Below are 7,136 nucleotides of genomic sequence, written 5' to 3' on the forward strand. Positions count from 1 at the left end.
AGACGAGGCGGAGCGGCATGCGCAGCGCGTCGCGCAGGAGAATGCCGGGCAACATCTCGACGTTGCGGCGTGCGTGCCAGATGCGGAAGGGCCGGGATTTCGGGCGTCGCCAGAACCGGAGGAGGCCTGACCAGCGCATCTTCGGCAGATGGGCAGGCAGGCCGGGGCCGAGCGCCGCGACGGGGAGGCGCTTAGCCTGCTCAGGCACGAGCTGGATGATGGTCGACGTGACGCCGGACAGGCGGCGCTTGAAGTTGGGGGCGACGACGAGGATGTCGGTCGGGGGTGCTTCGGGAGAGGACACGTATCGATTCAGGCCGGCGGCTGCGCCGGCACGAGTCCCGTCCCGTCGTAAATCTCAGCCAACGGCAACTCGAGCGAAAAACCGTCGAGATCGATCGCAACGCTGCCCGCGAGGATGTCGTCCTGCGACACCAGCCGGTCGGCTCCGTCGCGGAGCCAGAGGCTGACGCGTGGCTCCGACTGTGACACGCAGATGTACTGACGGATGGACGGCACGCGCTCGTAATCGCGAAGCTTGCGCGTCTGGTCGTACCATCCGGTAGATTGCGACAGCACCTCGAACACGACGCTCGGCTGCGAGGCGTCGTGCGCCTCGGGTCGGAAGGGGCCACAGTCGATCGTGACGTCGGGATAGCGCACGTTGCCGGTCTCGACGATGGGGATTCGCAGGTCCGAGCCGCTGGGGCGGCACGGCGAGCCGCGTAGGAGCGGGCGGAGGCTGGAGACGATGTTGGCTGCGATGAGCGCGTGGGCCTGGGTGCCCCCCGCCATGAGCACCGCTTGACCTTCCACCAGTTCGTAGCGCCGCTCCTGTTCCTCCTCCCAGAGGAGGAATTCGGAGAGGTTCCAGGTCCTGGCTTTCGCCTCGCTCATCGCGTTTCGCCGATCAGACCCAGCGCAGCTCGAGGATCTCGTAGGAGCGCGCGCCGCCGGGGGCGGCGACCTCCACCGTGTCGCCTTCGCCCTTGCCGATCAGCGCGCGGGCGATGGGGGAGGAGATGGAGATGCGGCCCTGCTTCACGTCGGCTTCCTGATCGCCGACGATCTGGTAGACCTTCTCCTCCTCGGTGTCCTCGTCGACGAGCTTGACGGTCGCGCCGAACTTCACCCGGTCGCCCGAGAGCTTGGAGACGTCGATCACCTCGGCGCGGGCCGTCAGGTCCTCGAGTTCGGAGATGCGGCCTTCGTTGAGGCTCTGCGCCTCCTTGGCGGAGTGGTATTCGGCATTCTCCGACAGGTCGCCATGGGCGCGCGCCTCCGAGATGGCCTCGACGATGCGCGGACGCTCCTCCTGCTGACGGCGGCGGAGTTCCTCCTTCAGGGACTCGAAGCCGGCACTCGTCATCGGGACCTTTTCCATGCCCTCAACCCTTACCTGTCGCGGCACCCGGCCTGGAGCCGGACGCTCTGTCGTGGAGACCGACCCGGCCACACGTGCGCCGGGCAGGACATAAGAACGGCCGGACCCCAGCGGGGACCAGCCGGAACACTTGTCTGAGGCCCGAGCCGGACGGCCGCGGGCCTCCCTGAAATCAGGCTGCCGAGAAGTAGGATTGCAGCGACCGTACTTCAAGGCTGCCGGCCTTCAGGGCCGCGATCGCCTCGGCGGCCGCTTCCATGCCGGCCAGCGTCGTATAGTACGGCACCTTGTGCATGAGGGCGGCGCGACGCAGCGACCGGGAGTCCGACAGGGCCTTGGCGCCCTCCGTCGTGTTGAGCACCACCTGCACCTGCCGGTTGCGGATAGCATCCTCGATATGCGGGCGGCCTTCAAGCACCTTGTTGACCTTCTCGGCCTCGATCCCGTGGCCGGCAAGGAACCGGTGCGTGCCCTCGGTGGCGGAGATGCGGAAGCCGAGCTCGGCCATTCGGCGCACGGTCGGCAGCATCTTCTCCTTGTCGCCGTCGCGCACCGAGACGAACAGCGTCCCGTCGCGCGGCAGGTCCACCGAGGCGCCGAGCTGCGACTTGGCGAAGGCGAGCGCGTAGCCGCGGTCGAGACCCATGACCTCGCCGGTTGAGCGCATCTCCGGGCCGAGCAGCGTGTCGACGCCGGGGAAGCGCGCGAAGGGGAAGACGGCTTCTTTGACGGCGATGTGCTTGAGATTCTTCACGTCCGGCTTGCCGCCATAGGCCGCGAAGGCCGCCTCCAGCGTCTCGCCCGCCATGATGCGCGCGGCGATCTTGGCGATCGGCGAGCCGACCGTCTTGGCGACGAAGGGCACGGTGCGCGAGGCGCGCGGGTTCACCTCGAGAACGTAGATATCGCCATCCTTGATGGCGAACTGCACGTTCATCAGGCCGCCGACCTTGAGGGCGAGGGCCATCTCGCGGGTCTGGCGCTCCAGCTCGTCGGTGATCTCCCGGCTGAGGGAGTGGACGGGGAGCGAGCAGGCCGAGTCGCCCGAATGGATGCCGGCCTCCTCGATATGCTCCATGATGCCGGCGACGAACGTGTCGGTGCCGTCGGAGAGGCAGTCGACGTCGACCTCGGTCGCGTCCGACAGGTAGCTGTCGATCAGCACCGGCGACTTGCCGGAGACGACGACGGCCTCCTTCATGTAGCGCTCGAACTGCGTGTCGCCGCGCACGATCTCCATCGCCCGGCCGCCGAGCACGTAGGACGGGCGGATGACGACGGGGTAGCCGATGCGCTCGACGATGGTGCGCGCCTCCTCGACCGAACGGGCGATGCCGTTGTTCGGCTGGCGCAGGTTCAGGTCGTGCAGGAGCTTCTGGAAGCGGTCGCGGTCCTCGGCGAGATCGATCGCATCCGGCGAGGTGCCGAGGATCGGAATGCCGGCATTCTCAAGGGCCTCGGCGAGCTTCAGCGGCGTCTGGCCGCCGAACTGCACGATCACGCCGTGGAGCGTGCCGCGCGACTTCTCGACGCGCAGGATTTCGAGCACGTCCTCGGCCGTCAGCGGCTCGAAGTAGAGACGGTCCGAGGTGTCGTAGTCGGTCGAGACCGTCTCGGGGTTGCAGTTGACCATGATGGCTTCGAGGCCGGCGTCGCGCAGCGCGAACGCGGCGTGGCAGCAGCAGTAGTCGAACTCGATGCCCTGGCCGATGCGGTTCGGGCCGCCGCCGAGGATGACGACCTTCTTGCGGTCCGACACACCGGCTTCCGAGCGGACTTCCCCCGCGAAGGGCCGCTCGTAGGTCGAGTACATGTAGGGGGTGGGCGAGGCGAACTCGGCGGCGCAGGTGTCGATGCGCTTGAAGACGGGGTGCACGTCGAGACGATCGCGCAGAGCCTTCACCTCGGCCTCGGACCGGCCGGACAGCTTTGCGAGGCGCGCGTCGGAGAAGCCGACGGATTTGAGGAAGCGCAGGTTGTCCGCGTCCTGCGGAAGACCGTGCTCCTTGACGCGGGTCTCGAGGTCGATGATCGCCTGGAAGCGGTCGATGAACCACGGGTCGATCTTGGAGGAGCGGTGCACCTGCTCCTTGGTCGCGCCCTCGCGCAGCGCCTGCGCGACCATGCGCAGGCGGTCCGGCGTCGGCACGCCGAGCGCGGCGCGGATGGCGTTCTTGTCGTCGCCTTCGCCAAGGCCCGGAATCTCGATCTCGTCGAGACCGTCGAGGCCGGTCTCGAGGCCCCGAAGCGCCTTCTGCAGCGACTCCTCGAAGGTCCGGCCGATCGCCATCACTTCGCCGACCGACTTCATCGCGGTGGTCAGCACCGGCGAGGCGCCCGGGAACTTCTCGAAGGCGAAGCGCGGGATCTTGGTGACGACGTAGTCGATCGTCGGCTCGAACGAGGCCGGGGTGGCGCCGCCGGTGATGTCGTTCTTCAGCTCGTCCAGCGTGTAGCCGACGGCGAGCTTGGCCGCGATCTTGGCGATCGGGAAGCCGGTCGCCTTGGAGGCCAGCGCCGACGAACGCGACACGCGCGGGTTCATCTCGATGACGACGAGGCGGCCGTTCTCCGGGTTCACCGCGAACTGGACGTTGGAGCCGCCCGTCTCGACGCCGATCTCGCGCAGGACCGCGATCGAGGCATTGCGCATGATCTGGTATTCTTTGTCGGTCAGCGTGAGCGCCGGCGCGACGGTGATCGAGTCGCCCGTGTGGACGCCCATCGGATCGACGTTCTCGATGGAGCAGACGATGATGCAGTTGTCCGCGCGGTCGCGGACGACTTCCATCTCGTATTCCTTCCAGCCGAGTACCGATTCCTCGATCAGCACCTCGGTCGTCGGCGAGGCGTCGAGGCCACCCTCGATTATCTCGAAGAACTCCGAGCGGTTGTAGGCGATGCCGCCGCCCGTGCCGCCCATGGTGAAGGAGGGGCGGATGATCGCGGGCAGGCCGACATGCTCCAGCGCCTCGGCCGCGGCGCCCATCGCGCGCGCCATGTAGCGCTGCTTGCGGTCGGTCTCGCCGAGGTTCCTCTCGGTCTCCAGGGCTGCCAGCGCCTCGTCGCGCGCCGGGCCGGCCTCCGTCGAGCGGATCGCCTCGGCGCGCTTCTCCTCGTGGAGGAGGCGGTCGGCGCCCTTCGCCTCCGTCGCGTTGGCGAGGTAGCTCTTCGGCGTCTCCAGCCCGATCTTGGCCATCGCCTCGCGGAAGAGGGCCCGGTCCTCGGCCTTGTCGATCGCGGTCGCGTCGGCGCCGATCATTTCGACATTATATTTGTCGAGGACACCCATGCGCTTCAGCGACAGCGCAGTGTTCAGCGCGGTCTGACCGCCCATCGTCGGCAGGATCGCGTCCGGCCGCTCCTTGGCGATGATCTTGGCGACCACCTCGGGCGTGATCGGCTCGATGTAGGTGGCGTCGGCGAGATCGGGATCCGTCATGATCGTCGCCGGGTTCGAATTGACCAGGACGATCCGGTAGCCCTCGTCGCGCAGGGCCTTGCAAGCCTGCGTGCCGGAATAGTCGAACTCGCACGCCTGACCGATGATGATCGGACCCGCGCCGATGATGAGGATCGTCTTGAGGTCGTCGCGTTTGGGCATGGCGGTCCGTCTTTGTTTCGTGCGCGCGGATGGCCCCGGCCGCAAAGAGCGGACGAGGGTCTGGGGCGAGGCATTCTTCAGGCTAAGGCCGGCTTATAGGGAAAGCCGCCGCGCTGCGAAAGGGTGAACCGTCAGTCGATCGACGCGATTGTGGACGGCGCGGGCGCGGGACGCGCGCGGCCCGAGAGATCGGCGGCGCTCCGGGGCAGGGGACGCCCGTCGTAGTGGCGCGCGCCGATCGACAGCGCGAGGCAGGCGAGTTCGACGGTCAGCGGGATCTCGACGCGTTTCCCGTCGCGGTCGCCCTTCTCGTAGTACTGGATGACCCGCTTCTTCAGGCCGAGACGGTCCGCGGCGTCCTTCTGCTTCCAGCCCATGGTCCGGCGCCAGTCGCGAAAGCTCTTGGAATCCATCATCGAATCCATTCGATCTCGGCCGTTCAGCCCGGCTTAAACTTCGGAGCGCATGATTCGTCATGCCCGGTCCGATCCCGATACCAGATGGGGTTGCCGGCACAAGAAAAATGCACATCGTGCGCCTCGGACGTATTTCAAAAGCGCACAGAGTGCATATCTTGTCATCGTGAAGGCCCGTTCGACCTTCGATCAGCGAGGACTGACAACCCGAAAGGAATAGACCCGATGCTTGCCGACCTCATCGTCAGCCGCTCCGCCCTCGGCGCCGACCGCGGCCGCGACGATCTCCACCGCCACGCCACGTTCAGCTGCGGCATCCATGCGATGGTCCGCCGCGTTCTCCACTTGTTCAAGGCTGCATGACGCTCAGCACGAGACCATTGTCCAAGGGGGGCGAAAACGAATAAGGGCGCCGAATGTCTTCGGCGCCCTTATTCGTTTTCGGCTCTTCGTCTGCGGTCAGGCCGCGGTCTTCGTCCGGTGCCCGTCGATCATCTCGAAGAAGCGGGCGAAGAGGTAGTGCGAGTCCTGCGGGCCCGGCGAGGCTTCCGGATGGTGCTGCACCGAGAACACCGGGGCGTCCTTCATGCGCAGGCCGCAATTGGTGCCGTCGAAGAGCGAGACGTGGGTCTCCTCGACGCTGTCGGGCAGCGTGTCCGCCGCGACCGCGAAGCCGTGGTTCATCGACACGATCTCGACCTTGCCGGTCGTGAAGTCCTTCACCGGGTGGTTCGCGCCGTGGTGGCCCTGGTGCATCTTCTCGGTGCGCCCGCCGAGCGCCAGCGCGAGGAGTTGGTGGCCGAGGCAGATGCCGAACATCGGGATGCCGGACTTGGCAAGTTCGCGGATCACGGGCACGGCGTATTCGCCGGTCGCCGCCGGGTCGCCCGGGCCGTTCGACAGGAAGATGCCGTCCGGCTCGTGCTTCAGGACGTCGGCGGCCGACGCCGTCGGCGGCACGATCACGACGCGTGCGCCGTGGCCCGACATCAGGCGCAGGATGTTGCGCTTGGCGCCGTAGTCGATCGCGACGATCGTGTAGGCCGGCTCGCGGCCCGCGTCGTAGCCCCGGTTCCACGACCAGGGACCCTCGACCCAAGCGTCCTCCTGCTTCGACCCGGCGTCCTGCGCGAGGTCGAGGCCGACGAGCCCGCTCCAGGCGGCGGCCTTGGCGCGCAGCGCCTCGATGTCGAAGACGCCGTCCGGGTTGTGCGCGATCACGGCGTTCGGCATGCCCTTGTCGCGGATGAGGGCGGTGAGGGCGCGCGTGTCGACGCCGGACAGCGCCACGACGCCGCGCTTCTTCAGCCAGGCGTCGAGGCCGCCGGCCGAGCGATAGTTCGACGGCGCCGACACCTCGGCACGGAAGATCGCGCCGACTGCGCCGACCGTGTTGTCGGGCACGAGGTCCTCGATGTCCTCGTCGTTGGCGCCGACATTGCCGATGTGCGGGAAGGTGAAGGTGACGATCTGCTTGGCGTAGGAGGGGTCGGTGAGGATCTCCTGGTAGCCGGTGAGCGAGGTGTTGAAGCAGACCTCGCCGAGCGCCTCGCCCACCGCGCCGATGCCGTCGCCCTCGACCACCGTGCCGTCGGCCAGCACGAGCAGGGCCGTGGGCTTCCTCTGCGTCCAGGCGTCGCTCATCGTCTCTACTCCTTGAGATCCTTCGGGGGCCATCGGCGCGTGGAGCGCGGGCGCACCCTTCCGGAGCGTCCATATCGCGCCATCGGCC

6 protein-coding genes and 1 pseudogene are annotated in these 7,136 nt (G+C 67.5%); 1 reads left to right on the top strand and 6 read right to left on the bottom strand.

The window, feature by feature from the left end; all coding sequences use genetic code 11:
* From QZ753_RS12065 to QZ753_RS12085, 5 genes and pseudogenes are all read right to left on the bottom strand, one after another.
* A pseudogene (locus QZ753_RS12065) lies at window positions 1-304 on the bottom strand (glycosyltransferase family 1 protein); the annotation flags it as partial.
* Window positions 305-312: 8 nt separating this feature from the next.
* Window positions 313-897: a Uma2 family endonuclease gene (locus tag QZ753_RS12070; RefSeq protein ID WP_294644049.1), complete on the bottom strand. Its 585-nt coding sequence runs from the start codon at window positions 895-897 to the stop codon at window positions 313-315.
* Between the two features lie 13 nt (window positions 898-910).
* Window positions 911-1,384 (bottom strand): transcription elongation factor GreA, encoded by a 474-nt coding sequence (greA, locus tag QZ753_RS12075; protein WP_090960944.1) that lies wholly within the window; start codon window positions 1,382-1,384, stop codon window positions 911-913.
* Window positions 1,385-1,556: 172 nt separating this feature from the next.
* Window positions 1,557-4,988, bottom strand: a complete 3,432-nt coding sequence (gene carB / locus QZ753_RS12080) for a carbamoyl-phosphate synthase large subunit (RefSeq protein ID WP_294644052.1) — start codon at window positions 4,986-4,988, stop codon at window positions 1,557-1,559.
* A 131-nt stretch (window positions 4,989-5,119) separates the two neighbouring features.
* A complete protein-coding gene (locus QZ753_RS12085; RefSeq protein ID WP_294644054.1) occupies window positions 5,120-5,404 on the bottom strand; it encodes a helix-turn-helix transcriptional regulator in 285 nt (94 codons plus the stop codon).
* Window positions 5,405-5,629: 225 nt separating this feature from the next.
* On the opposite strand from QZ753_RS12085, the gene QZ753_RS12090 reads away from it, so the two are divergent.
* Entirely contained in the window at window positions 5,630-5,767 is a 138-nt protein-coding gene (locus QZ753_RS12090; protein WP_156369312.1) for a hypothetical protein, read from the top strand.
* 96 nt (window positions 5,768-5,863) lie between these two features.
* On the opposite strand, the gene carA is transcribed toward QZ753_RS12090, so the two are convergent.
* Complete coding sequence (carA, locus tag QZ753_RS12095) at window positions 5,864-7,048, bottom strand: glutamine-hydrolyzing carbamoyl-phosphate synthase small subunit (RefSeq protein WP_294644056.1); 1,185 nt, start codon at window positions 7,046-7,048, stop codon at window positions 5,864-5,866.
* Window positions 7,049-7,136: the final 88 nt, after the last annotated feature.

The sequence above is a fragment of the uncultured Aureimonas sp. genome, from assembly GCF_913775355.1.
GTDB lineage: Bacteria > Pseudomonadota > Alphaproteobacteria > Rhizobiales > Rhizobiaceae > Aureimonas.

Bases quoted from the DNA above. Each gene is read 5' to 3' on its own strand.
- QZ753_RS12085 (WP_294644054.1), bottom strand. From the start codon at position 5,404: ATGATGGATTCCAAGAGCTTTCGCGACTGGCGCCGGACCATGGGCTGG.
- carB (WP_294644052.1), bottom strand. From the start codon at position 4,988: ATGCCCAAACGCGACGACCTCAAGACGATCCTCATCATCGGCGCGGGT.
- carA (WP_294644056.1), bottom strand. From the start codon at position 7,048: ATGAGCGACGCCTGGACGCAGAGGAAGCCCACGGCCCTGCTCGTGCTG.
- QZ753_RS12070 (WP_294644049.1), bottom strand. From the start codon at position 897: ATGAGCGAGGCGAAAGCCAGGACCTGGAACCTCTCCGAATTCCTCCTC.
- QZ753_RS12090 (WP_156369312.1), top strand. From the start codon at position 5,630: ATGCTTGCCGACCTCATCGTCAGCCGCTCCGCCCTCGGCGCCGACCGC.
- greA (WP_090960944.1), bottom strand. From the start codon at position 1,384: ATGGAAAAGGTCCCGATGACGAGTGCCGGCTTCGAGTCCCTGAAGGAG.